This window comes from Streptomyces sp. NPDC001889, from assembly GCF_053594535.1.
In genome coordinates this window covers 69,068-93,534 of sequence record NZ_JBSFER010000021.1, presented here as the reverse complement: position 1 = coordinate 93,534, position 24,467 = coordinate 69,068, and the positions used below count along the sequence as shown (strand labels likewise).

The window sequence follows — 24,467 nt, the reverse complement described above, 5'->3', positions numbered from 1 at the left end:
ACTCCGCGCGCCAGGAACGACAAAGGCCCCACTCCAGCAGGAGCAGGGCCAAGGTGCGGGCTCGTCGGAGGTATTTCTAACCTTCTTCATGCAGGTTGGGGCCGTCGGTTGGATCGTGCCCGGAATCCTCTGAGCCGGCCGCATCAGTCTCGTCGCCATGGATGCCCCGGCGAAGGTTCTGCACATCGGTCTGCAGATTCAGCAGTGCCTCACGCAGGCTGTCCAGTTCCCCGACCTCGATCAGAGGTGGCCAGCTACCCGACTGGGAGTCGAGTTCCAGCAGTTGATCCAGCGAGTCGCGGGCCGTCGCCAGTCCCTGGCGCAGAATGCGGCGATGCTCCACCGCGCGCTGAGCCGCCGGCCGCAAATCCTCAGCGGGCGACTGCTCGGCGCCGGGTGACGGGAGGGGGGACACCTCACTGTTAGGAGATTCGCTGCCGCTCTCCGCCTGGTCCTGGTCTTGAGAAGGAGTGGCGGAGACCGGCCAGGGAGCGCGCCGGGCATGGTATGCCTTGTAGGCCTCCTGTGCACGTTTCTCGTCGGAGGTCCAGACCACGTCCCACTGGGCCAGGGGCACCGGCAGGCCGGCCTCATTGCGGGCGATCTTGTCCGGCTCGCTGAGATCGACCTTGAAGTGAACGTAGGCGATCGCCTCGTCCTCCTCGTGCTCCCTCTTGATGAACTGGCGGAGGGTCACCGCGTTCTGGGGAAGCTGATCAGCCCGGAATCGATTGGCTGCCAGCGCGAGGGTCCACAGCCCCGGGACGTTGTCGTGCTGAGCCAGATCCTCAATGATCTGGCTCACGTCGGCGCGGAAGGGGACACCGCCCTTGTCCTTGGAGGCCATGAGTGCGGAACCGACGTTGCGCGTCAGCTGCTTGTCGGCGATGAGCGCGATCCCGCCCGCCACGGCGAGTGTGCAACGAGCGTGGGTGTCACCGGCCAGAGCGGGCGCGATCAGGGTGCTGAAGTCATCTGTCGCGATCGGCTCCCACTCCTTGGTGACCTCCGAGGTGAGAACACCACCATTGCGCCAGGCATTACGCGCCTGGGCAGAAACGGCCTTCTTGTGACTGCGCCAGGGGAGGTCGATGATGGGACCGAGCAGTTCGGCGAACCCTTTGTGGCCCATGCGCTTGCCACCCTTGATCGCCTTCGCCTGGTCCTTGAGCTGCTCAAGCAGTTCGGGCCGGGTCAGCGCGTGGACCAGATAGACACCGCGCCACAGGGCGTTGCCGGGAATTTTGTCATCGCCGAACTCCTGGGGAAAGTCTTCGGGACTGATCCGGCCCACGGCCAGGCCGTAGATGGCCTGGAGACTCTCCTGGTCCACCATGGCGTCACCTTGGTGGATCACCCGCTTGAGGGCGCGGGTGATCACCTCGACATTCTGAGCTGCGGTTTCCCACTGCATGAACTCCACATGCACCGAGGCAAGGATCGAGCGCATCGCATCGTCGAAGACGTCCTCTGGCGCGAGCAGGTGGCCGAGGTGGGCTTCGGCCCCGACGGCGATCTGGGCGGGCACGACATAGGTCTGGGCAATCTGGATCGCCCGCATACCCGGTTCCGGGCCTGATGTCTCTCTGGCGAATTCCTCAGCCAGAGACTTGCGCCAGCTCTCACGGCTCTCCGCGAGCCGCTGCGGCAGGCCTTCAGAGGGGGACGTCCTGCCCTTGCCGAAGAGGGCGTCCATCGCGAGACTGGCCGTCTCTGCGGCCCCGCTGTCCGGGCCGGCCAGGACGCTCCAGGCGCTCGCCAGCCGAGTGATCCCGTCCCGCACCGTGAGGGCGTGGAACGGCTCTGTGTCGTCCTCGAAGGTGAACTCGACAGGGTGGACGATGAGGTTGCGGGTCACCTTTCGGGCCAGGATGGACGTGGTGTAGTTGTTGAGCGCGAGGGTGCTGTTGAACGTCTGCCAGACGTGGTTCCGAAGGTGTTCCAGGTCCTTGTACCGATATTGGACCACCGCGCGAGGTCGTCCGTTCTCGGCTGTCCCCATCACGTGTGGATCCGGGACTTCCATCACCTCCATCCCGGTGCGGGGCTGGATGCCCGGGAACAGCTCGCTCAGCCATACTCGGGTGACGGCCGACCGAAGGGTCGCGCCCTCGACGTTCTCCTCCATGAGGAGCCCGACCGGATCCTCCGCGGTCGGGCTGAGCTGTCGGGCCAGGCTGGCCGGTGTGGTCGTGGCACGTGCCACGGCCTGCCAGGCACCGTCGGGCAGAGAGGTGATCGGGTTGGCCAGACCCGCTGTCACGACCTTGGAGCGGTCGGCCTCGGTGGACGGGGCGGGCAGACTGCGCTCGACGTTGGAGATCAGGATCTTCTCGGATCGCCAGGGCACTGTCATGGATTGGGGAAAGGGCTGGGGCATTGTGCCTCCGTCAAGGGCGGGTTCGTGTGGGAAGCTGGGCGCGCGGTCCTGGCCCGGGTGTCCGGGGTGCCAGGTCCGCCGCCGGGCCCTCGGTCATGTCGCCGGGGCCCGGCCTCTCTGGGCGCTCGTCACAGAGCGATCGGGCCTTCGGCCGCCGGGAGCAGCTCGGCGAACCAGCCCTTCATGAAATCTCTTCTGGTGTGTCCGACCACAGACTGGAAAGCGGTGTAGGCGACGAAGTCCGCTGCCTGGAGCAGGTGTTTCCCGCGGGCCGGAGCGAAGAAGGGGTCCTCGATGATGTGCCGATCGCTGTGCGGCAATCGGCGGTGTGCCTCCCGCAGGGTGTGTTCTGTGCCATTGCCGTCGACACAGAGCATCGCGAAGCTGTCGACAGTCCTGTGGCGGCGGTTCAGTTCCATGACGAGAGCCGTGTACAGCTCCTCACGGGTCGCGCCGGCGCGGTAGGCGGCACCGGCGGTGACCCCCGGCATCGCCGCAACAGTCCTGAGTCCGCGCTGGATTACATTCCGGAACCTGGTCTTCTCCGCATCTGTCGGCCCACGCCCGGGGATCGTGTGCAGCGGCCGGCCCCGCCCGCCAGCGAGATTCACCGCGTGCAGCGTGTCGTCGGCCTGGATGTTCAGGTCGGGGTCCGCGTGCAATTCGCCACGGAGTGCCTTCCACATCCTCTCGGCGTCGCGCCACGCGCGGACGTCGACCCGTAGCCACCCGGCGACCGCCATCCTGGAATCGCCCGAGTCGTCCAGGTAGTAGAGGCTGACGGGGGAGTCTTCGCGAGTTGTGGAACCTGAGGGGTCGGCGCCCCCACCAGGTTGATTTGCATATGCAATCCGTCTGGATGGGAGACCCTGGGGATTGTCGTCCGAGCTGGGGAACGGTAGTGCACTCCCTTCTCTGTCACTAATTCTCATGTGCCGCCCTCTGGTGTGCCGCATCTCTCGCCGGAGAGCCTCTGGCGCAACCTCGGGCCCGCATGTCGCGAGACTCTCGCGGCACGTCGACTCAGGCTAGACGATTGATAAGTAGACAGTCTGACGAATATGTCTACTGAGGCGGAGTTGGCTGAATGTTGTCGCCTCTCATGTGAGGTATTTCCTGGCATCAGGAAATTTGTCACGCATCCCGGCGATTGGACTTGTGTCCAGCTTGTCCAATGCTGCGACAATTGCGGCTATGCGGATCGCCTGTCCAAGCGGGGAATCTTTCCTGATGACGAACACCGACTCGTTCTCCGAGGTTGGCAGCCGTCTGGGGAGGGTGACCATCCCCTGCCGGTCGAGGGCGGCCGCGATTTCCTCGCAGAGCTCCAGACTGAGTCGTGCCCGACTTGGCGCCGCGTACCCCTTGATGAAGCGCATCGATACGCGCGTGATGCCGTCGTTCACTTCCAGCGCGTTTGCTATAACAGTGAAGTCCATAAATAGGTACTCTACTGAGTTATCTTCCTCAAGATCAATGCTCTCTGGTGGCTCAACGGTGGGCGCACCGCCGGGGTGCGCTCAGCGGTTGGGGGAGGGGGGCTGCGGCCTGGCGGCCTGACCGTACAGCGGCCCGCTGCCAGGATCAGCACGATTTGGCCTATTTGTCATTCAAGTAGGTGCTTACGCCCGGAATGTTCGGGGAGGTTATTTGGCACCGTCTGAGGTGTGGCCATTGGAAAGATGCAGAGATTTGAGGTTCTTGAATCGCGCGAAGGTGTTCTCGTCGGAAGGGATAGCGCGAGTGTAAATTCTCGGGTGCGTCAATGACGGAGGTGCGGTGTGAAGGCTCGTGAGTCCGGTGTTCACGTCGTGCCGATGGAGCATCGGGTACTCAAGTCGGGTCATGTCTGGCCAGATTCTGAAATCCTGGAGGCGGGCCCTGGTGATTCCCGGGAAGCTGGACACGTATCAGATCAGATGGGTAATTCGGGTCAGTGGACTCAGGTCGGCGTCATGGCTGGGGTCGGTGAACTGGGTGAACCTGAGCTTGGGAAGCAGGCGCAAGGTGTTCGGGTCCAAGCCGTCGAAGTGGGATGGTTTCAGCCAGTCGAGCTCTTTGAGCTCACCGATAGTCGACGCTTCCCTTGTTGGGCCGTTGGTGAACAGTGTGAGTCGGCGCAGCCCTGGATGATTTCGGAGGACGGATGGATCGCCAACCTCCAGCGGATTACTCACCCACAGCTGTTTCAGAGGAGGTAGCTCCGCGAGAAAATCAAGATTCTTTACTCTGAAAGCTATGTGAAGGTCTGTCAGAGTGTGCAACCGGCTGCCGCGTGCTGCCCGGAATGGCTGAGTGGGATTATGCGTCCCGACTATGGAAATCGGGACAGAATGTCACTGACGTGGATGTCTGCGTCGAAGTAATCCCATGCTCTGATGAGTTCCGCGACAACAGCTTTCTCGTCTCCTGCGCAACCCGCCAGCACGCGCAAGGACCCCTCGCCCCCGATCAGTGCCACGGTTCGTACCGTCTGTGCTGCCGCCCGTTCGGCAAGCCGGTTCAGGGTCCGCGGTAGCCAACGCAGCAGTCCGGGCCCCACCCCGCCAGCACGGGCGGATCAGTCTGCGGTCTGGCCGGCAGCAGCTTGGCCACGACCCCGTCCAGACGGCTCGCGAGCCGGTCCGAGACAGAGGGAAGCGTTTTCTGGCACTCTGCCGCCAGCAGTCGCAGGGCCCGCCCGTGGCGGGGCTCCTCCTAGGTGCGGTCGAGAACGCCGCCGAGCAGCTCCTCGCATTGGCGTGTTGGCATGACCCACCGCCATGATGATCGTCTTCCGCCACAGCGGCCGGACTCCGCCCGCCCTGCAGCAGAACTCGAGAGGAATCGCTCAGCGCGGCCTCGACACCGATACCGGAGTTCTCGTGTCCGGCTTCTTCCCCGAAAGCTCATATCCGGCCTGAGCAGTGGCAGGGACCGGGCAGTGCGCCGGCGCTTACCGTCATCTCCTGTGGCCCGCAGGCGATGTACGTGACCGAGAGCCGTACGCGTGGTGCGGTCAGCTGCTCGGATGTTCGTCGGAACAGCTCCACTTCGTCGAGGTCTCTGCTGACCAGCTCCAGATATCTGCGGCGGAGGGCCGTGTCGGGGTCCGCACTATCCGGAGCGAACAGCGTGCTCCGGCAGGCGTTCCGGGGCACGCCACCTTGGCGCCGAGCGTGGCGGCCCGGGACAGCAGTTCCCAGGCCGCCCGTTCCTCGAAGACCGGCAGGCTGCGCACGATGCGGACGTAGTACTCGATGCACTTCCCCCGCCTGGTCGTGCCTGGGTTTCTTGTGGCTGCCGTACTGGCTGGACAAGGTCATCAAGCCGCGGCGGAAGCTCAGCACGTACGACAAGTACGAGGCTCATGTCCGTCTCTACCTGATACCGATGATCGGCACCAAGCGTCCGGAATCGTTGAGCGTCGCCGATGTGCGGCGCTTCCTCGTCCGTCTGGAGAACAAGACGGCCGCGGCGACGGCAAAGGAATTACACCGGGTTCTTCGAACGGTGCTCACCGCGGCCTGCCGGGAAGAACTTGTCACCCGCAACGTGGCCCAGTCTCGTGGAGCCGCCTCGCCCCAGGGCGCGGGAGCTGACCCTCTGGACACTCGACTTCCTCGCCGCGGCCCGGAAGGACCCGCTCTACGCCGCCTTCGTCCCCGCCATCACCCTGGGGGTCCGACGTGGTGAGATCACCGGTCTGCCCTGGACGGACGTGGACTTGGAGGGCGCGCGTCCCCATGCCCGCCAAGTGCATGGCTCCGCTGCGCCGACACGGATGCGGCAGGCGGACGCGCGGGATCGCGCGGGGGGAGAAGCGGCAGGAACAGGGCCACGTATACACGCACGTCGTGCAGGACACCCAGCGGGAAGCCATGAGCCACATGGACCGGCTGTTCAGGCGGCGTCCCGTCCGGGAGTGATCAGAGGCCTTGATGTCAAAGGCCCCGGACCATGATCGGTCCGGGGCCTTTTGCCTGGTGCCCCCGGCAGGATTCGAACCTGCGACACCCGCTTTAGGAGTGGGATCGAATCTGTGATCGGGAGTGATCATCCATGCCGGGTGGTGCTGTCCGTGCAGGTCAGCGCCACCTGGCCTTACGCCCACCCCTGCTCCCTGACACCGTATGCCGCTCCGTCCGCGCACGCATCGCGCACGCATTCGGTCGTGTGACCAGCCGTTCTCCAGCCCGAGAGGGCGCCCCTACCGTCGCGCGGCAGTCGACTGAAGGCGGGACTACCTCCTATCGCCGTACCCATCTGCGATGTCAGTGGTGCGCCATATGATGCAGAGATGGTGGGGCGTGACGGAGCGGAACAGGTGGCCAGCCCGTACTCGACTGGTGGCGGTGGCACGGTCTTGGAGCACCGTTTCGGTGCTGTCCTACTGGCTCACCTTCTCCTAGGCGATCCAGTACCGGCTTTGGGCGACGAAGTGACGCCGGTGGAAGTGCGCTTTCAGGACAGTCATTTCAGTGCCGTAGACGACCTGATCGTCGTCGGCAACACAGCCGACGGAGCGCAGCGGCGGTTGTCGATCGGAGTGCGTAGGGCCCCGAGCTTCGTAACCAGCGACGATTCCACAGCGGACCTACTTGTGTCCTACCTGCGGGTTGTTACCGACCATTGGGACGAGGCCAGTACGGGACGCTGGCGCCTGGCAGTTGCAGTGGCCAGTCCCAATCCGGCCGTACAACAGGTGCGTGAGCTGGCTGTGATCGCTCATGGGCAGCCCGATGAGGAGTCGTTCCGCGCAGCCGTAGAACAGGCGGGACGTACGAGCAACGCTGTTCGCACGCGATTGACTCATCTGGATGCGTTGATCGCTAAGGCGGCTGCCAGCCCGAAGGTACGTACCGAGACACCTGACGCGGAGCTGACCTGGCGAGTCCTGCACGTGCTCTGGTTGTGGGAGCTGAGGCTGGAGGGAGTCGACGAGTCCGACCGCACAGCGGTCGTGGGGCGTCTGCGGGGTATCGTTCCCGACTCCTCCGTAGAGGGTGCCGACGCACTGTTCGAAGCGCTGGGCAGGCTCTCTCAGGGGTACGCCCCGGCAGCGGCCACGGTCACCGAGAGCATGCTGCGAAGGCAGCTTTCCGGGGCTGCGGCTCTTGACCGCTCCCCGTCCTACCCCGCAGCGTGGCGTGTCCTCGACGCCTTGTCGGAGACGGCTGAGAATCTCGTACGGTTCCGGTTGACCGGCGCTGGCGAGAACCTTGAGTTGGAGCGCGTCGAGGCCGGAAGCGCCCTGGCTGCCGAAGCAAGAGCGGTCGCATCGCAGGCGACCGCACTGATCGTTCACGGTGAGCCTGATGCTGGCAAGTCGGCTCTGGCCCTGCGTACCGCCGGCCAGCTGCGAGCCGACGGGGTCGCAGTCACAGTGCTGAACCTGCGAGAGATTCCCGCGACCCTGGTGGAATTCGAGACGCTGCTCGGTGCCCGCCTCGCAGTGGTGCTCGGTGCCTCGGCGGTCGGTACGGGGCGCCTTCTGGTCGTTGATGGCGCGGAGTCGGTGCTGGAAGGCCGTGCCCGGTTGCTCTCCGACCTTGCACGGGCGGCCATGACCGCCGGGCTTGGCGTGGTGGCGGTAACCCGCACTGATGGTTCCGGAGCCGCACGTGATGTCCTCATGCAGGCAGCGGAAAGTGTGGAGCGGCACGGCGAGGTCATCGAGAACCTCGTTCGTGAGCATGAGGTCCCTCGGCTGACCTCGGTTGAGATCACGCAGTTGGTTGAGGTCTTTCCGCAACTGCAGCGGTGGGCCAGTGACGAGCGGGCGCAGTGGTTGCTGGGCAGGCCAGGTCTGGTTGACATGTTGCTGCGTGCAGGTCCGAGCGTGGCGGCCCCTCAAGGAGTGGCGTCGGAGGCCGACCTATTCGCTGCCGTCTGGGGGCACTTGGTGCGCCGCGGAGAGATGGTGGTGGCAGGAGGGCCCTCCCCTGACGCTCGTGATCAATCTCTTCGTGCACTGGCCAGGCGCCAGCTGCTTCCGCACGAGAACTCTGCGCCACCTGATTCAACCGCGTTGCCTTCCCTGCGTTCCGACGGTTTGCTTGCGCCGCTGAACGCGACCAGTGCCTGGAACCCGTCCGATCGATTTGCCAGCGATCTCGTGCGAGACATGGCATTGGTGCGGCTGCTCGTCACGGACGGCTTCGATCTCCTCTCAGCTGCCGATGCGCCGCGCTGGGCGCTACGTGCCGCACGTGTCGCATGCCAGGCCCACCTACTCACTACTGCTGACGTCAGGCGGTCACTTGCACACCTGCGTGCCGTCTTTGATCAGATCGCGGTTGACCACGGCGAGCGGTGGTCGGATGTGCCGTGGGAGGCAGTGCTCACCCTCGGTACAGCCGGCGAGGTCCTCGGCCGGGCATGGCCCGAGTTGCAGAAGGACCGGCAAGCCGGACTGCGTACAACGATTCGGTTGGCCATGCAGCGCTACGCGTCCCATGACGTCGGCGACCCGGTGGTGCTTGCGCCGCTGGTCGAGTTGACCTTCTGCCGCGAACACGATGCCGACTCCGATGACAGCTCCCGGGCTACCTATGACTTGAGTCGCGCCATCCGCGAACTGGTGCTGGCCTGGCTGCGCGGACTGGTGAGAGCTGAGGTGGGTGTATCCATCCCAATTCGGCAGACGGTGAGGGACCGCATCCTCGCAGCCGAGCCAGAGCATTGGGACGAATTTGCTGTGGAAGCATTGGCACTGCTTGGCCCAGATCTCGATGGACGGGCCGAGGCGTTCCTCAGGGGAATTGCTGACGACGGTGGTGCACGTCTCGACCCTGTCGTGGAGAATTTCTGGCCCGTGACGGGCATGGCTAGGCATCAGCCGGATCTGCTCTTGGTCTTTGCTGAGTCCTATTACATCGAACGATACGACTCCGAGGCGGCTAAATACGGCGGGTTTCGTTCGTACCCGTTTGATGATGGAATCCGGCACCACCGTGCTCGTGGAGGCATCACTGAACGGATGGCAGGCTGGTACCACGGCCCCTTCTGGCAGCTACTGAAGGCCCGCACCGTGCCGACGCTGGCGTTGATCAATCGGATGCTCGACCACGCGGCGGCCATCCGGGTCGGAGACCCCGATAGCCACGTTCAGATTCCCGAAGATGAGCTGACCGGAGTGGATCTGGATCTGCCGGGGGTCGGTGTCAGGCACTGCGTCGGGGACGAACACGTATGGGCCTGGTATCGAGGGTCGTCAGTCGGCCCGTACCCGTGCATGAGTGCGCTGCTCGCGGTTGAGCGCCTCGCGGACCAGCTTGTGGCCATCGCTGATATTCCGATGGCTCGGGTTATGCAGTTGCTGTTGCGTGACTGCAACAACCTGGCCATGCCTGGCCTCGTGGTCGGGTTCCTTGTGCGGCATCTGGAGCAGGCGGGTGATCTGCTGGATCCTTGGATGCGGGACCCAGACGTATGGCATCTGGAATTCGCGCGAGTCGCTGGTGAAGGAGTGCTGTACGTACAAGGCCCGGACGAACCTGACCTTGTGGGGCGCTCTCGCCGTCGAAGCAATCTGCGTGACGTCGCCGCCGAACTCACCATCCGAGCGACCCTCTCCGGTGATCAGAACCGGCTGAACGAGCTCGCGGCCACAGGCGAGGAACTCATCCGTCGTGCCGAGGAACTGGTCGCTGACTCCCAGGGCGGTGCGGATGCCGATCGGATGCTCACCTCAGTACGGGGATGGGCGGCGACGTTCAGTCCGGAGAATTTTCATCCGGAAACTGATGAGTCTGGCAACTTGATCGTGCAGTATCAGCACCCCGAGCCGCTGGCGACTCGCATGCAGCCCGAAGCTGAGATGTTCGACCGTGCCGGCCAGGCGTTGCGCTTGCAGAACACCTACGCCAGATCCGCCGATCGCGTTGCCCCGGTTGACACTCTTCTGGCTGACATTGCCTTGGCGCGATCCCTGGGCGACGACCCACCCAGTCCTGCTCTCAACCGCCTTGACCCGATTGCTGCCGTCGCTGCTGCCGCAGCCGTCGCACACGCCCGTGGACGGATCCATGTGCCGGTTGACGACTTGCGTTGGGCGACGGATGTCCTGATCGAGGCGATCGCCGAACCGAGTCGGGCTGAGTACGTCTCTTCTTCCTTCTACTCGGTGGGTGCTGATCGATCTGCGGCGACTGGACTGCCGGCACTCTTGGCCGTGGCATCTGATGAGGTCGACCTCGATCGTGAGGCAATCATCGGCGCCTTGGACCGCTGCACCACGAACCACTTCGACGAGGTGCGCATCGCGTTTGCCCTGGCTGTCGAACCTGTCTGGGACGCGCCGTGCGACGCTGACCAGCAGTCGAGCCCGTGCCGCCACCAAGTAGTGCTCAACGTCGTGCGGGCGGGACTGCAGGACTGTCGCCTTGGCGACTGGGACCCGACCACTGGTGTACTCGGCCGTCCCCGGCTCGACGGTCCTTACGAGCAGACGTTGCCCGAGGTCGAGACGGAGCGGCTCTATCTGACGTCACTGATTCCGCCACTTATTGCTGCCGGTTCAGCGTCCCTCAGCAACAGTTGTGTGGCAGATCAGGCGAACGGACTCGCTGAAGTCCTGCTTGACGCCCACGCCCGCGTCGCCGACCACTGGGCGAGGGAAGGGTACGAGAACCGGCACAGCCGGCAGATCGCTCGCGTCATCGTTGCCCTGGCGCTCAGGGGTAACACCGAGCCGCTCAAAGCACATGTACAGCGCTTCGCTGCCAATGGTCGCGCCCTGCAGGATTTCCTCCATGACCTCACCGTGCTGTTCACCTATGACGATGACCTACGCCCGGCCCTTCTGGACATTTGGTCCGTCGTCATGGAGACCGCCCTCGATGCCATCGGCGACGGCACTGAACTACGCACCGATCACCACTGGGGCGACTACGCACTGGGGGCGCTACTACCTGCTCCCGAGATCGACATGAGCGACACCGACATCGACGCGACCCTAGATCGCGCCCGAGAAGGCTGGCTACACCCCGACAGCCTCGCTGGCCTCGTGGATCGTTGGATAGGGATCGCCCGGCAGGAACCCAAGGCCCTCGACGCACTCGCGAAGCTTGGCAAGTGCGCTCCGCTGGAGTGGCAGCGAGGCAGGGGGCTCGACTTGGCGGAGCGATTGGTCGACGATAACTATGGCGTCATCGCCAACAAGTGCTGGTACGTCACCGACTGGCTTAAGACACTTCACTCACGCGATGAAATGCTGCCGGCCCATATTGCGCGGTGGCGACGCCTCGTCGACGGGTTGGCGGCAGCAGGTGACCACCGAGCAGCCACCCTGCAACTAATCGAAGAGTGACCTCAACATATGGGGACCTAGAGTAGGAGTACATGGCGTGCGAGGGGGTCCTTTAGTCCGGAAGTTCTGATGGGCGAGGCCAAGCCGTCAAGGTCTCGGATTCTTTCGTCCGGGGCCTTCGAAATTTCATATCGGAAACGGGGTGGCTGACAGGCAGTTCCGGGCGTAGCAGACGTGAATCTTGCGGGGGGATTCTTCCGTGCTTGAGGAGGCTGGCGATCAGGGCGAGGCCGCTGGTGGCTTGGTCCAGGAAGCGACCTCAGCCCATCCGATCAGCGGGGGAGGCTTCGTCTGTCCAGGTGGCCAGTGCGCGGTAGCGTCGTCGAGAGAACCCATCAGGGAAGGAACGATCGCCGGATGCTGCACAGGACTGATGTCGCCGACAGGCGCGGCCTGATCCTCGACTTCGCCGGGGTGCTTACCGCCAGCCCGATCGATGTCCACCGCGCCTGGTGCGTGTCAGAAGGGCTGGCTCCGGGCGCGTGGCGCAGCACTCTCAACGATCACCCTGAGGGCCGGCGTCTGTACGCGGCTCTGGAGATCGGGGAGATCGGGCAGGCCGAGTGGAACGAGGGCACGGCGCCACTGTTGGGTGCGCATGTGGATCCGGTGAACCTGATGGGGCGGGCCTGGGCCGGGGTGCCTGTGGCCCGTCGGATGGTCGCGCTCGCGCGTGCCGCGCGTGCCGCCGGTCACCGGCTTGCCTTGCTGTCCAACAGCTTCGGGCTCGACCCGTTCAACCCGTACGAACACGTCGGCATCTGGGACATGTTCGACGTGCACGTCGTCTCCGAGCTGGTCGGCATGGCGAAGCCCGATCCGGCGATCTACGAACTCGCCCTGGAACGGATCGGGCTGCCCGCCGAGCAGTGCGTGTTCGTGGACGATCATGCGGTGAACCTTCCGCCGGCCGCCGATCTGGGCATCGCCACGGTCCACGTCACGGACGAGGATGAGGCTGTGACCGAGTTGGAGGCCCTCCTCGGTGTCACGGCGGTGCTCGCCGCGTGAACCCAACTGCGGTCTGATCAAAGGCTGTCGACTCCACCGCTCCAGCCAGTACTGTCCGTGTGGGGCCCATCACGCGGAGGTTCTGGAGCATGCAGTGGTCGGAGTACACCACATCTGAGCGCTTGAAGGCGCTGCGCGGCGGCATGACGCAGGAGCAGTTGGCGGAGGCGGCCGGCGTGTCCGTCGGCGTGGTCCGCAAGCTCGAACGCGGCGGAACGGCTTCCCTGCCGTCCCTGCTGTCTATTGCCGACGCGCTTGGTACGGACATCGCCGTGCTCCTTGGTCAGCAGGCGCCACGGCGGTCCATGGACCGTGACGAGCGGGCCGCGTTACGCCTGGTCTCCGCAGCCACTCATGACGCGGCCATCGGCATCCCCGCCGAGGTCGAGCCGGGCACCGTCGACGAGCTCCGCGCCGTCGTCCGTCGCGCGGATGCCGCGTACTGGGGAGGCCGGTACACCGAGCTCGGCACTCTCCTTGGGCGGCTCCTTCCCGAGGCGCGGGCCAGGTTCGACATGGCCAGCCTCGACGAGCGGGAGGCCGCCGCCGGCGTCTTCATCGACACCTTTCAGACGGCGGGCATGGCCGCCAACGTGCTCGGATCACGAGATCTGGCGTATGCGGCGCTGACGTACGGACGCCAGATCGCCGTGCAGGGCGGAGACGATCTCCGTGACGCGCACCTTGCCGCCACCACCGCGTGGGTCAACCTCCGCGACGGCCGGACCAAGCAGGGCTTCCTCCTTGCCGCAGCACAAGCCGACCGGATCGAGCCCAAGATGAGCGAGCACGACCCGGACCGGCTGAGCGTGTACGGGCAGCTCGTCACGAACGCCGCCGTCGCCGCGTCCCGAGGCGGTGCGAGCTCGGACAACGCCCGCGAATACCTCTCCCAGGCGCACGCCGTCGCCGCCCGAATCGGGGACGAACATGCCCGTGGCGCGCACGCCCAGCCGTACGGACCGATGTACGCCGCAACGCAGGCCATGAGTATCGCCGTGGCCCTCGGCGATACGGCTGGAGCGCTGCGGCTCATGGACACCGTTCGCCTGGACGACACGGTGCCCCTGGCCACTCGGGCCCGCTACGGCCTGGACGTAGCGCTCACCCAGGTCGAATGCCGACGGTGGGAGGCCGCAGCCGACACCCTCCAGGCCGTCTGCGCGATGGCCCCAGGATGGGTGCGTCACCAGATGCTTCCCGGCGTCATCATCAGTCGACTCGCCGGGGTGTCCGTCAACCGACTGCGAGGACTGGCGAACTCCGCGGGCGTACCCCTCGGAGTGCGTTGACCTACGAGCCGAAGTACCACGGCCCGTAGTAGGTACGGGCGCGCCATCAGCGCGACTGCTACGGGGCGTGGCACACCTTCGGGCGACCCTGCTTCCGCTGCCACGCGGCGTGGCGGTCCGACCGGATACGGAGTCTCTCCACTGCGACGGGCCGTGCCTGGGCCCAAGTTCCACAGCCCAGCAGCCTTGTGGGCATGCTGAACAATCCGCCTGGCGGCCTCGGGCACGTACTTGTTGCCGTCTACTCCTGCGCCACCACCTCCACCGCCCTCGGTGAGAGCGAGGAGCGTGGCCGCTACTACGCCGACGCCCGGCACTGGCACGTGGCCGGCGCCTGGTCCGATCCCGACCCGGCGCTGCCGCTCATGGAGCGGCCGGGCTGGCAGGCCGTCACGGCCGCCCTGTCCGCCGGAATGATCCGAGGTGTCGTCGTCAGCGGCCTGACACATGTCGCCGCCGACACCGCCCAGTTCGCGGCTCTCGGCGTTCTCCTCCGCGACCGGGGAGGGTTCCTCGCGGACGCGTCGAGCGGCACCCCGGCCCGTCGAACCCCCGGCCAGGCCCGTCGTCGCCGCGACATCGCGGACGCGGCCTCCGGCTGGTTCCCGCAGCCGGACACGCACGAGGAGGGCGCCTCGTGAGCGCCCAGCGTGCCTGGGTCGGCGACCTTGTGCGGGACGGCGAGGGGCGGCGGGCGATCGTCACCGACGTCCGCGCCGGCGGCACCGTGTGGGTTCTGCGACCGCCGACCGGCGGTGGCCCGCACTGGGAGACCGACGACCCCGACGGCCTCGAAATCCTCGCCCGCTCCGAAGCCCGGGACAGGCCGTGAGCGACCGCGCTCGCTGCCGACCCCTCCGTCACGCCCGTGCACCACGCCCGAAAGGCGAAGTCCCCGTGTACGCGTTCGGCCTCTGTATCGACCAGCAGTACCTCGTCCCCGGCGTCGCCGCCCTCGTCGGCCTGGCCGACAGTCTCACCCCGGCGGCCCGCCGTGAAGCTGCCGTACGGGTGCTCACCCTCGACCTGGCCCCGGCGCAGGCCCTCCTCCTCGCCGACCTCGCCAAGCGGGCCGGCTTCGGCTCCTTCGACCTCCGTCGATGCGCCCCTCTGCGCTCCTCGCGCATGGCAGACGCCTCGTACATCACCGTCACCACCTATCTGAGGTTCGAGTTCACGCCGAGCTTCGTCCGTCGTCCCTACCTGATCTACGTGGACGCTGACGTGCTCGTACGCGGAGACGTGAGCGAGCCGCTCGGCTCTCTCGCGTCGGACGAGACCGGCGCCGTGCGGGACGAGTTCAACCCGGCCGTCGGCGAGTGCCCGGCGCTGCCCGGAGCCGTCGAGCGCTGGCCCCACCTGCGCGGACGCCCGTACTTCAACGCGGGCGTGCTCTGGACCCACACCGACCACATGCCCCGCATCCGCCGAGGCGTCGAGCACTCCCTGATCCACGCCCGGCGCCACATCCTCCACAACGACCAGGACGCCCTGAACCTGTGGCTTCTGCGATCCGGCCGAGTGCGCCCGGTGGCCGGTGGTTTCAACCGGTTCGAGGTCGGCCGATTCCTGGAACGCGGGAACTGGGTGCGCCGGGTCGTCACGCGGTCGCCGAAGCCCGATCCGACCGCCGCCCTCGTGCACTTCGTCGGTCCTGAGAAGCCGTGGCAGGCCGACTGCCCCGTCACGGAGGAAGTCGTCGAATACCGGCGGCACTTGGAAGGGGCCATGCTTCACGTCCGGCGTCTGGGTGCCGTCGGCGTGGAACCGGCGGGTGTGCGGTGAGCGCGGGGGTACCGCCCGCTGTCTCGCGCGCTGCCCTCGCCCTGACCGGGGTACCGGCCCGCACCGCCCGCCGACTGTCCGCACGTACGCGCACCGTCGTGTACAGGGCGGGCCTGGCCGACGGACGCAGTGTCGTGATCAAGCTGTACGCGGCGACCGCACGCCGCAACGCGATCACGGAGAGCGCTGCCATCCGGGCCGTGGCCGACCACGTCCCCGTACCGGCCCTCATCGGATATGGCCACGTTCCAGGCCACGAGGCGACCGCCCTTGTCACCGCCGACCTCGGCCCCCTCACCCTCGGCAGCGCCATGCGCTCCGGCCGGATCTCCGACGAGCGAGCTCTGAAAGACCTGGCCGGCCTGCTCGGCCGCCTGCACCGGGCGCCCGTCCGGCCGTGGGTCCCGCGCCGACCGCTCCACGAGCAGGTCACCTCACTGGGCCGCCGCTGCCTGCCCAGCAGCCTCGACCGCATCGCGCCCGCGCTGGCCGCGATCGCCGACGCCGTCCACACGGCGCCCGTGTGGTGCCACGGCGACCTGCACGGCGACAACGTCGTGATCGCCGGCCCCCGAGCCATCCGCCACCTGGTCGACTTCACCGACGCCGCGGCCGGTCCCCGCGAATCCGACGTCGCCCAGACCCTCGTCATGGCCGACGCCCTCTCGACTCTCCGGGCCCGTACGGTCACCGACGCCTACCCCCTTGCCCTCGATGACCACCTGTTGGGCTCCTGGGTCGTCTTCCACACCCTGCGCTCCTGGGCGCATTCCTCCCCTGGCGACGACTGCGCCTTGTGGGCCCGCCGCCTGGACGACCTCAGTCGAAGGACCCCGCACCTCTTCCGTACGCGCCGCCCGGAAAGGACGCGCTGATGAGCACCCCCGCCCTGTCGGTAGTGATCCCGGCCTTCAACGAGGCCGCCTACCTGCCCCGCTACCTGCCCTCCGTCCTCGCCTCACTCACCCGCTGGGAGGAGAGCACCGGCCGTACGGGAGAGGTGATCGTCGTCGACAACGCCAGCACCGACGCCACCGCCGACATGGCCGCCTCTTTCGGCGTCCGCGTCGTCACCGAGTCCGTCCGCAACATCGGCCGGGTCCGCAACACAGGAGCGGCAGCCGCCCGCAGCGGCCGGCTCTTCTTCACCGACGCGGACGTGGCTCTGCCCCTGGAGGCGGTCACCGCTGCTGCTGCCGCCATGGACGCCGGGGCCGTCGGCGGCGCCATCCCGCCGCTCTACACCCCGGAACGGCTTGGCGCCCGCCTGCTGTGCGCGTACTGGGACCACTACCGCACCCGGCGCGGCGGGGCCCAGGGCGTCAACCAGTTCTGCACCGCCGACGCCTTCCACCACATCGGTGGGTACCGGGACGACCTGTTCATGAGCGAGGACGTGGAGTTCTTCGCCCGCCTCACCGCCCACGGCCAGGCCACCGACCGGCCCGTGAACATCCTCGACGAGCTGCGCGTGCGCCCGTCGACCCGCCGCTACGACCAGTGGTCGAGCCTGCGGATGCTCTGGTGGCAGAACCCCGTGACCGCCCGCCTGCGCCTCCGGTCGCCCCGCATGTGGCGTCACTGGTACGAGACGACCGTGCGATGACGAAGGAGACTCCTGTGCAGCCCCAGTTCCTGGTCGACCTGCCGGTGCCGGACGGGCAGGGCATCTACACCTTCCCTGACGACCTCCACCGCGCCCACCAGACGCACACCCAGCAGCTCGCCGCCCGCCACCGGAACCACGACCACCGCGTCCTGGAGGTGACCGCACCCCACACCCGCGTCCCGTACTACATCGAGGCGCGCACCCCCGCCGGCCGCCCGGTCCTCGCCATCGAACCCCATCACGACGACTTCGCCCTCTCGGCCTCGGGCACCTTCCTCGCCCGCCCCCGACCGCTGACCGTGGCCACCGTCTTCACCCGGTCCCGGAGCGTGCACCCCGCCCTGGAGGTCACGTACGCCGACGTCGACACCGTGTCCGAGGTGCGCGACCGGGAGGGTGCCGCCGCACTCGCGCCGTTCGCCGCCCGCCGACAACTCCTCGGCCACAAGGATGCCGAGCCGCCGTACCGTCCCTACGACCCACAGGTGCTTGACCAGGTCACCGAGGAGCTCGGTCAGGTCGCCGCGGCCCACCCCGGGGCCGAACTCCTCGCGCCCGCCGCCGTCACCCGCCACCCCGACCACCTCCTCGTCCATGAGGCCGCCGTTCGCCTCGGCTGCACCTGGTTCTGGGAGGACCTCGCGTTCTGGTCAACGTACGCGCTCGTCGGCTGCGACCAGCACCTGTTCCGTACCCGTACGGGGGCGACGATGCGGCCCGAGCTGGTCGACATCACCGACGTCGTCCTGGACAAGGTCACCGTCCTGCGGATGCACGGCTCGCAGATGCACCCAGCGCGGAAGATGTACCGGCCGATCCGGCACGCCTTCACCACGGCGGCCGACCTCGTCGACGGGCCCGGCCTCTATGCCGAACGCTTCTACCGGACGGAGGCGCCGACGTGCTGATCATCGCCCTGGAGGGTCCCTCCTACGCCGGAAAGTCCACGGCGATACGCCACCTTCGCCAGACCGCTCTCGGCTCGCGGGCGTTCGTCTCGGACTGCTACGTCAGGCACGTCGCCCACCGCGACGACATCCCTCCGGCCCGGACCGACTCGGCGGCTGCCCAACTCGCCGCCTTCGAGAGGTTCATGGAGATCGAGGCGACCCGCGTCGCCGAGGCCGCCGCGAGCGGCAGGCAGTTCGTCATCCTCGACCGGTCCGTGGACACCCTCCTCGCCCACGCGTACGCCCTGGACGCCCTGTTCGGGTACGGCGTCCACCACCAGCTCCGCGACCGCCTCAAGACGCTTTCCTTCCTGCGCCCCGGCCACACCCTCTACCTCGACGTACCGGCGGAGACGCTCCACCTCCGCCGCAAGACCGTCGGCCACACCGCCGCCGAGTCCGAGTACTTCCTCCACGAGCCGGGCTTCCTCAGCCACGCCCGCGACTACTTCGTCCACACGCCCCGTCGGCCAGTGACGCGAGAGCTCACGGTCCTGGCCGCCGACGCGGGGCCGGACGATGTGGCCCAGGCCGTGGAAGCCCTCGTCACCTTCTGGGCGAGGTGAAGGAGGATGCCCACCGCCCTGTTCGCCTGGCGCCGCACCCCGCCCCCGTTCCTCATCGGCGGCGCCGAGGTCACCCAACAGCTCCTCGCCGAAGAACTCGCCGCCGCCGGCTGGCACGTCACCTACCTCGGCTCGCACGAGGCGCCCTGGGACGGAACCACCCAGCTCCCCGACATGCGCGCCCACCTCGACAGGCATCGCGTCCCGTACGACGAGGCGGACGGCACCCTGCGCTACCGGTGGAACGGGGTCGAGTGTGCGGCGTTCATGCAGAACAACGTGGAGCACGCGCTGGGCAGCTTCCTGGGAGACCTCAGCCCCGATGTCGTGTTCACCTCGCAGGAAGGCTCGGCGCAGCTCGCCGCGCAGGCTAGACCGACCGCGCTCGTCGCCGGCCTCCTGCACTCCGTTTCCGCCACCGGCCTGGGGGTCCTCGCCGGCCGACCCCACTACGGCCTCGCCGTGTCGGATTTCGTCCGGGCACGCGCACCCCACACGCCTGGCACCCGCCTCGCCGTGATGTACCCGCCGTTTGCGCTGCCCGGGGAGGGCTCGGGCGAGGCCCGCACCGCGTCCGTACTCATGATCAACCCCATCCCCGCCAAGGGATCCGAGCTACTGCACCAGCTCATCCGTCTCATGCCGGAACAGCACTTCACCTTGGTCGAAGGCTGGTGGGACACCGCCGCCGACTTCGCCGCCTACCCGAACGTGACGTACGTGCCCCGCGTGTACGACATGGGGCCTCTGTACCGCAGCCATCGCCTGCTGCTGGTCCCGTCCACCGTGGAAGATGCCTTCCCCCGCGTGATCGTCGAGGCCGCGCTCCACGGCGTCCCGAGCATCGGGACCGACCGGGGCGGCATCCCCGAAGCCATCGGCGACGCCGGAATCGTCCTGCCGAGCACAGCCGGCCCCGAGACGTGGGCACGCGCGATCCGAGAGGCGGACCACGAGGCGCTGGGCATGAGGGCCCGGCGTCAGGCGGTCACGTTCACGCGACCGTGCCTGCCCGAGCTTCGGGAGCTGGGGCTCTAGGCAGATCCGGCGAATGCCCGCTCCACCACGTCGAGCCGCTCCGTCCACCAGTGAAGAAGCGCCTCGTCGGCGAGGAACAACTCGTCGCAGGAGTGGTCGCCCCGGTCGTAGTGGAACTCGAGCTGCCAGAAGTCCGTCATTCGCTTCCACCACAGTCGCCGCGCGGCGTCGACCAGATCGGCCGACTCCAACGGGATCACCGACTGGTAGCCGGCCACGAACGCAGCCACCCGCTCCAGGTCGAACACGCCCTCCACCCCGAACTGCACCTGCGCCGTACGAACGACTTCTTCCGCGTACGGGCGGACTCCCAGCCGATCCCAGTCCAGGACGGCAACCAGTCCGCCGTCCGCCCAGAGGAGGTTCCGGTACTGGAAGTCACCGTGCGTCCAGCCATGCGGGCCCGCAGGGGTGTCTCCCTCGGGGCGCAGGTGGGCGTGCTTGTCGAGGAGGATCTTGCGCTCTTCGAGGGCAGTTCCCGCGGCCCTGTCGAAAGCGTCGCCCGCGCCCCGGGCCGACACGGCTCCGGCAAGCCGGTCAGCCTTCTGGACGGCTCGGCCGGCCTCGGTCACCTCAGCGGTGACCGAGGCCGGCACTGCGGTCATCCCGGCCTCATCGACAGCACGGCCGAGTGCCGTATGGAGTCCCGCGAGGTGTGTGCCGAGCTTGTACGTCTGCGACAGCGGCAGGTCGGTTCCGCGAATGTGTTCCCCTGCCGACCAGGGAAAGAGGCAGTAGACGCCACCGCGGACCTCGGCGATCACATCGCCGTGGACGGTGGGGAGCGGGGCACATACGGGGACGCCGTACGAAGCCAGGAGGGGAAGGACCGCGAGGTTGCGACGCAGTCGATCGAGCGGCACGTCCGTGACCCGCTTGAGGGCGAACCTCCCGGCCCGGGTGTCCAGCAGCCAGTTCACGTTCATGAGGCCATCGGCCAGGTGCTGTCGGTCCAGCACTTCGTCGATGTCGTATCTCCGGATCAGCTCGGCAAGATCGTCTGTGGGGAGGTGCGTCCTGTCCGCCACGTTCGCGTCGGTCACCCTGGCGACGATACGGGAGCCGGCCGTGCGGACGCACAAGGATCACTGGTCTGTCTCGGTGGGACGCGCCCGTTCCCTGAGGGAACGGATCGGGTGTTCCCCGAGGGAACGCTTTCCCTGTTCCCTCGGGGAACACGAGGGTCGGTCAACGCCGCCGCACCTGTGGCTGCTGTACGGCGGTCGGTGTGGCCGTCGGCGGGTGAACCGGGGTGGCAGGGAGCCGTGTGGTGCTGCGGGCCATGGCTGCCTGGGCGAGGGGGCTGGGTGCATGGCGTTGCCCGAGGCGGTGGATGCGCCAGGTCAGGGCGCGGGCGGGGTTGCGGGCATCGTCGAGGGTGCGCTGGCCGAGCGCCTGGTCGAGGAGGGTGGCCGGGTTGTGGCCGGCTGTTTCCGCGTCGGCGAGGGTCGTGGTGAGGGCGTCCCAGGCGGGGTCCTGGAGGATGCGGTCGGCGTGTTCGGGGACGGTCTGCTGGAGGTGGCGGGCGTAGCGCTGTTTGGTCTGGATGCCGGGGGTGCGGCGGGCGAGGTTGTTCAGGATCGGGACGGCGACCTGGGCGTAGGCGGTCTGGAGGTGGACGAGAGCCTGCTGGGCTGCCGCCTCCTGCTGGGCGTGCTGGTGGGTGCGGTGCCAATGCTTGGCGAAGGCCACCGCGATGAGGGCGGCGTCCAGCAGCATCGCGAGACCGGCGCCGTCGCGGGTCGTGGTGGGGGTGCGCAGGATCGTCTGGATGCTGCGGCGCAGGACGCGGGCGCTGTCGAGGTCGGCGGTGATCCGGGAGCGGGTGGCGCGCTCGAAGAGGGCGGCGGCGCGTTCGAGCTCGTTCTTTGCGGCGGCTGGTGCGGTGAGGGGCAGCAGGTCGAGGGCTCCGCCGAGGGCGACGAGCTGGCCTTGGGCGATGTGGTCGCTGCTGTGGGTGAGGTGGTGGGGGATGCGTTCGGTGGCGGCGGTGGCCTGGTGCCAGGGGTCGGCCGGTCGGGCGGTGGCCGGTTCGGCGGTGGTGGCGGTGAGGCGGTGGCGGATCTTGGGCAGGGAGAGGTCGCCGGCGAGGGTGGAGCCGGAGAACCACACGGGCTCGCCGTGCTTGTTGAGGTCGCCGGGCAGGGCGACGCTGTAGCCGAGGACGTCGCCGGACGGGCCGGTCTTGGGCCGCACGTTCACGCCGGTCGCCTCCAGCACGGCGAAGAACTCGGTCTCGGTGGAGGCTGCGGCCACCGCTCGCCGGACGCGCGTGCGCAGGATCTCGCGGGTGGTGGTGTCCTGGCCCTGGCGCTTGGCCTTGAAGTGTTCCTTGCTGGTGGGGCGTTTGGCGGCGGTGCCGTCGCCGGGGTTGAGGCGGCGCAGCCCGAGGTCGGCTTCGATCTGGCGGGCCTCGCGCTGGACGGCGCGGATGTCGTGGTCGCGGCGGGGGCGGCGGCCGTCCTGGCGTACGAGGGTGGCGGCGATGTGGATGTGGTCGTCGGCGTGGCGGACCGCGACCCAGCGGCAGGCTTCCTCGTCGCCTTCGGGGTCGATGCCGGCGGCGGCCACGATCCGGCGGGCGATGTCCGCCCACTGGGCGTCGGTCAGGATCGGGTCCTCGGGCGCGGTCCGGACCGGGCAGTGCCACACGGTGGTCGTCGGGGCCTTTTCGCCGAGCATCTTCACGGGCTGGTCGAGCTGTGCGGCGAGCTGGTCCTCGACCTGTTTGGGGCTGCGACCGGGGTCGGGGGCGAAGCCGTTCCAGGACGCGACGAGGTGCGGGTCGGTGTGCTCGTTGGCGCTGCCCGTTCCGTACAGGTAGCCGATGAGGCGACGGGTGGCGCGGGCACCCCTGCCAAGGATGATCTTCGGGATCACGTGCTCACCGCCCTGAGGTCACCTGAGCGACGGCCACGTCCACATCGGCGATCGACGCTTCGACCCGGTCCAGCAGCCTTTGCACGAGGTCCAGTGCGGGCCACGCGCCGTCCTTGTTGAGATGCCATGCGAGCTGGTTGAGGTTGCCGCCGATCTTGCCGAGCTGCCCGTTGGCCGCCATCAGCGCCTTGACCATGGCCCGGTAGTCGGCCACCGCGGCGGTGGGATCATCCGCGCGGGCGGCGGCCAGCGAGGTCTCGGCGACATAGCCACCGACGGGCATGCGGCTGAGGGCGGCGGCGTTCGCGAGGAGGGTGAACTCGTCGTCGCTGTAGCGGGGGTGGACGCGCTTCTCGCGCAGCGTGGACTCGCGAAGGCGGCGGCGCGGCGCGGGCGGCTGCGTGGCATCTCCCCGAGTCGGCTCCCCCGGGCCGGCCGACCCCGGTGCCCCCTCGTCGCCGGATGCCTCCGCCTCCCCCGGGGCGGAGGCCGGGTAAGGACTCCTTACCCGACAACTTGCTGCGCGGTTGAGGCTGCTGATCGTCTCCTCCTGGGTGGTGGAGAGTTCGCGGTTCGGGTCGTGCATGGATCGGTTCTCCGTGGGGTGCAGGGCGCTTGGCTGTGTGAGGCCCCCGTGTCCCCGCGCTCGGTTGCACGGGGACACGGGATGCGCCGAAGGACGGGGTCAAACGGTGCGCGCGGAGGAGACGGCTTCGTCGAGTGACCCGGCTTCGAAGGCGTTGTCCGTGACGGGCTGGACTTGACGGGTGCGGTCGGCCCGCAGTTGGTCGCGCAGGAGTCGGGAGGGCTTCTGGCCGATCCGTAGTTCGGTACGCAGTCCCACGGCGGTGAGCTGGTCGTCGGGCCAGTCGACGGTCAGGAGTCGGGCCCGGTCGAGGAGTTCGGGCGTGATGCCGGTGTGGTCGGTAGTCGACTTGGCGGCGGGGACCTGGTCGGTCGCTCGACGGCGGGTGGCTCCGGTCGACTCCGCCACGGTGGCCGACCGGGGAGGCCGGGCCGCGGGGGCCGACTTGTCTCCCTTGGCCGACCCCAGGTCGGGTGCCTCGGTGGCCTTCACGAGGGTCGACTCGGTCAGCTGCCCGGGGCCCGGTTTGGCCCGGTCAGGCGTCGACTGCGGGACCTGCTCGCCAGCCGACTGGGCAGAGGCCGTTTCGGGGGAGTCGGCCGACTCGTGGTTGTGGTGCAGCACCTTGGCCACGAGGTCCGACCCGAAGTAGATCGACCCGACCGGGAGGGAGGTCGCCAGCAGCACGAGGGCCCAGTTCGCGATGTCCTGGTCGGTCAGTCGGCCCCACTGGATCGAGTCGGTGTGCAGGGCCGGTACGAGGCCGTGCACGTAGTTCAGCAAGAGGCTGGCGATCGTGTAGGTCGCCAGGACCCGCAGCGCGAACTTCCGGTCGGTGCCGGTCAGCACGAGCGTGGCGATCAGGGCGAGGGCCATCAGCCCGTCGACCACGATCGGGTAGAGAAAGGCGGCGGTGGAGTCGGCGCCGATGGCACGGGCCACGTCGGACAGCGCGTTCCACGAGACCCGGAAGGCCATGAGGACGACGGCCACCAGGCCGATGACGAGGGCGATGCGTCCCGTGCGGTTCACACGACGACCCCCATCGGGTGCGGGTGTTCGGCGCGTGTCGCGGGGA

The 24,467-nt window shown here is 67.8% G+C and carries 20 protein-coding genes and 1 pseudogene; 12 read left to right on the top strand and 9 right to left on the bottom strand.

Annotation, left to right across the window (positions count from 1 at the left end; all coding sequences use genetic code 11):
- Window positions 1-76: 76 nt before the first annotated feature.
- The 5 genes from ACWCRA_RS24525 to ACWCRA_RS24505 all read right to left on the bottom strand — a co-directional run bounded on the left by ACWCRA_RS24525 (window position 77) and on the right by ACWCRA_RS24505 (window position 5,621).
- On the bottom strand, window positions 77-2,356 hold the full coding sequence (locus tag ACWCRA_RS24525) for a hypothetical protein (RefSeq protein WP_451068603.1): 2,280 nt from the start codon (window positions 2,354-2,356) through the stop codon (window positions 77-79).
- 152 nt (window positions 2,357-2,508) lie between these two features.
- Complete coding sequence (locus ACWCRA_RS24520; protein ID WP_451068602.1) at window positions 2,509-3,312, bottom strand: DUF3800 domain-containing protein; 804 nt, start codon at window positions 3,310-3,312, stop codon at window positions 2,509-2,511.
- 168 nt (window positions 3,313-3,480) lie between these two features.
- The gene (locus ACWCRA_RS24515) at window positions 3,481-3,819 is read right to left on the bottom strand and encodes a hypothetical protein (RefSeq protein WP_351546680.1); all 339 of its coding nucleotides are present in this window, start codon (window positions 3,817-3,819) and stop codon (window positions 3,481-3,483) included.
- A 471-nt stretch (window positions 3,820-4,290) separates the two neighbouring features.
- Window positions 4,291-4,557: a hypothetical protein gene (locus ACWCRA_RS24510; protein ID WP_451068601.1), complete on the bottom strand. Its 267-nt coding sequence runs from the start codon at window positions 4,555-4,557 to the stop codon at window positions 4,291-4,293.
- 821 nt (window positions 4,558-5,378) lie between these two features.
- On the bottom strand, window positions 5,379-5,621 hold the full coding sequence (locus tag ACWCRA_RS24505; protein ID WP_451068646.1) for a hypothetical protein: 243 nt from the start codon (window positions 5,619-5,621) through the stop codon (window positions 5,379-5,381).
- Window positions 5,622-5,656: 35 nt separating this feature from the next.
- Here ACWCRA_RS24505 and ACWCRA_RS24500 point away from each other — a divergent pair.
- From ACWCRA_RS24500 to ACWCRA_RS24445, 12 genes and pseudogenes are all read left to right on the top strand, one after another.
- Window positions 5,657-6,288 (top strand): annotated as a pseudogene (locus ACWCRA_RS24500) (site-specific integrase); the annotation flags it as partial.
- A gap of 500 nt (window positions 6,289-6,788) precedes the next feature.
- Complete coding sequence (locus tag ACWCRA_RS24495; RefSeq protein WP_451068600.1) at window positions 6,789-11,672, top strand: hypothetical protein; 4,884 nt, start codon at window positions 6,789-6,791, stop codon at window positions 11,670-11,672.
- 357 nt (window positions 11,673-12,029) lie between these two features.
- Window positions 12,030-12,683 carry an HAD-IA family hydrolase gene (locus tag ACWCRA_RS24490; protein ID WP_240123331.1) on the top strand — a complete coding sequence of 218 codons (654 nt, stop codon included), beginning with the start codon at window positions 12,030-12,032 and terminating at the stop codon, window positions 12,681-12,683.
- Window positions 12,684-12,772: 89 nt separating this feature from the next.
- Entirely contained in the window at window positions 12,773-13,975 is a 1,203-nt protein-coding gene (locus ACWCRA_RS24485; protein WP_451068599.1) for a helix-turn-helix domain-containing protein, read from the top strand.
- A 194-nt stretch (window positions 13,976-14,169) separates the two neighbouring features.
- Complete coding sequence (locus tag ACWCRA_RS24480; protein WP_451068598.1) at window positions 14,170-14,616, top strand: hypothetical protein; 447 nt, start codon at window positions 14,170-14,172, stop codon at window positions 14,614-14,616.
- Window positions 14,613-14,807, top strand: coding sequence for a hypothetical protein (locus ACWCRA_RS24475; RefSeq protein ID WP_240123300.1), 195 nt, complete (start codon window positions 14,613-14,615; stop codon window positions 14,805-14,807). Before ACWCRA_RS24480 ends, ACWCRA_RS24475 begins: the two co-directional genes overlap by 4 nt.
- Before the next feature lie 65 nt (window positions 14,808-14,872).
- Entirely contained in the window at window positions 14,873-15,760 is an 888-nt protein-coding gene (locus ACWCRA_RS24470; RefSeq protein WP_451068597.1) for a glycosyltransferase, read from the top strand.
- Entirely contained in the window at window positions 15,757-16,635 is an 879-nt protein-coding gene (locus ACWCRA_RS24465; RefSeq protein WP_451068596.1) for a phosphotransferase, read from the top strand. Before ACWCRA_RS24470 ends, ACWCRA_RS24465 begins: the two co-directional genes overlap by 4 nt.
- Window positions 16,635-17,366 (top strand): glycosyltransferase, encoded by a 732-nt coding sequence (locus tag ACWCRA_RS24460; RefSeq protein WP_451068595.1) that lies wholly within the window; start codon window positions 16,635-16,637, stop codon window positions 17,364-17,366. The genes ACWCRA_RS24465 and ACWCRA_RS24460 overlap by 1 nt, the downstream gene beginning before the upstream one ends.
- Window positions 17,363-18,277: a PIG-L deacetylase family protein gene (locus ACWCRA_RS24455; RefSeq protein ID WP_451068594.1), complete on the top strand. Its 915-nt coding sequence runs from the start codon at window positions 17,363-17,365 to the stop codon at window positions 18,275-18,277. The genes ACWCRA_RS24460 and ACWCRA_RS24455 overlap by 4 nt, the downstream gene beginning before the upstream one ends.
- Window positions 18,271-18,885 (top strand): hypothetical protein, encoded by a 615-nt coding sequence (locus ACWCRA_RS24450; protein ID WP_451068593.1) that lies wholly within the window; start codon window positions 18,271-18,273, stop codon window positions 18,883-18,885. Before ACWCRA_RS24455 ends, ACWCRA_RS24450 begins: the two co-directional genes overlap by 7 nt.
- Before the next feature lie 6 nt (window positions 18,886-18,891).
- Window positions 18,892-19,923 carry a glycosyltransferase gene (locus ACWCRA_RS24445; protein ID WP_451068592.1) on the top strand — a complete coding sequence of 344 codons (1,032 nt, stop codon included), beginning with the start codon at window positions 18,892-18,894 and terminating at the stop codon, window positions 19,921-19,923.
- On the opposite strand, the gene ACWCRA_RS24440 is transcribed toward ACWCRA_RS24445, so the two are convergent.
- The 4 genes from ACWCRA_RS24440 to ACWCRA_RS24425 form a co-directional block, all read right to left on the bottom strand.
- Window positions 19,920-21,005, bottom strand: coding sequence for a phosphotransferase (locus ACWCRA_RS24440; RefSeq protein ID WP_451068591.1), 1,086 nt, complete (start codon window positions 21,003-21,005; stop codon window positions 19,920-19,922). The two genes, ACWCRA_RS24445 and ACWCRA_RS24440, sit on opposite strands and share 4 nt — an antisense overlap.
- A gap of 106 nt (window positions 21,006-21,111) precedes the next feature.
- Window positions 21,112-22,803, bottom strand: coding sequence for a mobilization protein (locus tag ACWCRA_RS24435; protein ID WP_451068590.1), 1,692 nt, complete (start codon window positions 22,801-22,803; stop codon window positions 21,112-21,114).
- A 4-nt stretch (window positions 22,804-22,807) separates the two neighbouring features.
- A complete protein-coding gene (locus ACWCRA_RS24430) occupies window positions 22,808-23,389 on the bottom strand; it encodes a plasmid mobilization protein (RefSeq protein ID WP_451068589.1) in 582 nt (193 codons plus the stop codon).
- A 99-nt stretch (window positions 23,390-23,488) separates the two neighbouring features.
- Entirely contained in the window at window positions 23,489-24,421 is a 933-nt protein-coding gene (locus ACWCRA_RS24425) for a DUF2637 domain-containing protein (RefSeq protein WP_451068645.1), read from the bottom strand.
- Window positions 24,422-24,467: the final 46 nt, after the last annotated feature.